A 1,454-nucleotide genomic window follows, 5' to 3' on the forward strand; every position below is an offset into this window, starting at 1 on the left:
ATAAAAGAGCTTATTCAAAACAGCATTAGTTACTTATCAGAAATCAAAAAAAACTAAAATATAATGTCACATCAATTTTCAGGAACTGGAGTCGCGATTATTACTCCTTTTCACACAGACGGGAGTATCGATTTTAACTCTCTTACTAACTTGGTCGATTTTCAAGTTAACAATGGCATCAACTACCTTGTTGTTATGGGAACAACAGGTGAAGCAGCAACTCTTAATAAAGATGAGAAAAAAGCTGTTATCGATCACATCATCAAAATCAACAATAAAAGAGTTCCTCTTGTAATTGGGATTGGTGGCAATAACACGAAAGAAGTTGTAGATAGCATCAAGAGTTTCCACGCATATAACGAAATTGCGGGGATACTATCTGTTGCCCCATATTATAACAAACCGAGTCAGGAAGGCCTTTACCAGCACTATAAAATGATTGCTGAAGCAAGTCCTGTTCCGGTAATTTTGTATAATGTTCCAGGTAGATCAGCAGTTAATATTTCAGCTGAAACAACAATAAGATTAGCGAACGATTTTGAAAACATTGTTGCTGTAAAGGAAGCTTCTGGAAACATGGAGCAAATTATGGAAATCATTAAGAATAAGCCCAGAGGTTTTGCCGTCATCTCAGGTGACGATGCTCTTACTTTCCCTATGATTTGTTTAGGTGCTGAGGGTGTTATTTCAGTAGTGGCTAACGCTTTCCCAAAGGAGTTCAGCAATATGGTTAATGCTGCACTCGTATCTGAAATTACGGAAGCAAAAGCACTACACTTTAAACTTTTCGAAATCATTCAAAATTTATTTACAGAAGGGAATCCTGCAGGCATAAAGGCAATTCTACATATTAATAAACTGATTGAAAATAACTTTAGACTACCGATGGTTGGAGTTAGTACTAGTCATTACTCAAAACTTAAAAGATTAGTTGATCAGACTAAGTAAGTATGGCACGCAAATTGTGAATCATCATAAAGATTACTTTTAGTAATATATTTAAATACTCATCGAATGTGAGTATATTTAAAATAACAATCTAATCAGAGTAAATTAAAACATACATTATGAATCATTCATTGCGTTTATTAGTTCTTGCCTTGGTATTAGTAGCCAGTGCATCTTGTTCACGTCAAATTACACGAGTATCTCCTGATCAGCAAATCGATTTAAGCGGTCGTTGGAATGACACCGATTCTCAGTTAGCAGCACAAGCTTTAACTCAACAGGTTTTAAGTCAAAATTGGATTGAAGATTTCCAAAAGGAATTCAACAGAAAGCCTGTTATGATTGTAGGCTTAATTTATAACAAAAGTTCTGAACATATCGAAGCTGATACATACATTAAAGATATAGAGAAATCAATTCTTAATGATGGTCGTGTTCGCTTAGTTCAAGCAGGTTCAAAGCGTGAAGATCTTCGTCAGGAAAGAGCAGATCAACAAGATTTCGCA

At 35.1% G+C, this 1,454-nt stretch carries 1 protein-coding gene and 1 pseudogene; both read left to right on the plus strand.

All coding sequences use genetic code 11. The annotated features are described in order from the left end of the window. Positions 1 to 63: 63 nt before the first annotated feature. The gene (gene dapA, locus ABY905_RS17305) at positions 64 to 948 is read left to right on the plus strand and encodes a 4-hydroxy-tetrahydrodipicolinate synthase (RefSeq protein ID WP_372646156.1); all 885 of its coding nucleotides are present in this window, start codon (positions 64 to 66) and stop codon (positions 946 to 948) included. A 119-nt stretch (positions 949 to 1,067) separates the two neighbouring features. After that, positions 1,068 to 1,454 (plus strand): annotated as a pseudogene (locus ABY905_RS17310) (penicillin-binding protein activator LpoB); the annotation flags it as partial.

The sequence above is a fragment of the Ancylomarina sp. genome, assembly GCF_041555295.1.
Classification (GTDB): Bacteria; Bacteroidota; Bacteroidia; order Bacteroidales; family Marinifilaceae; genus Ancylomarina.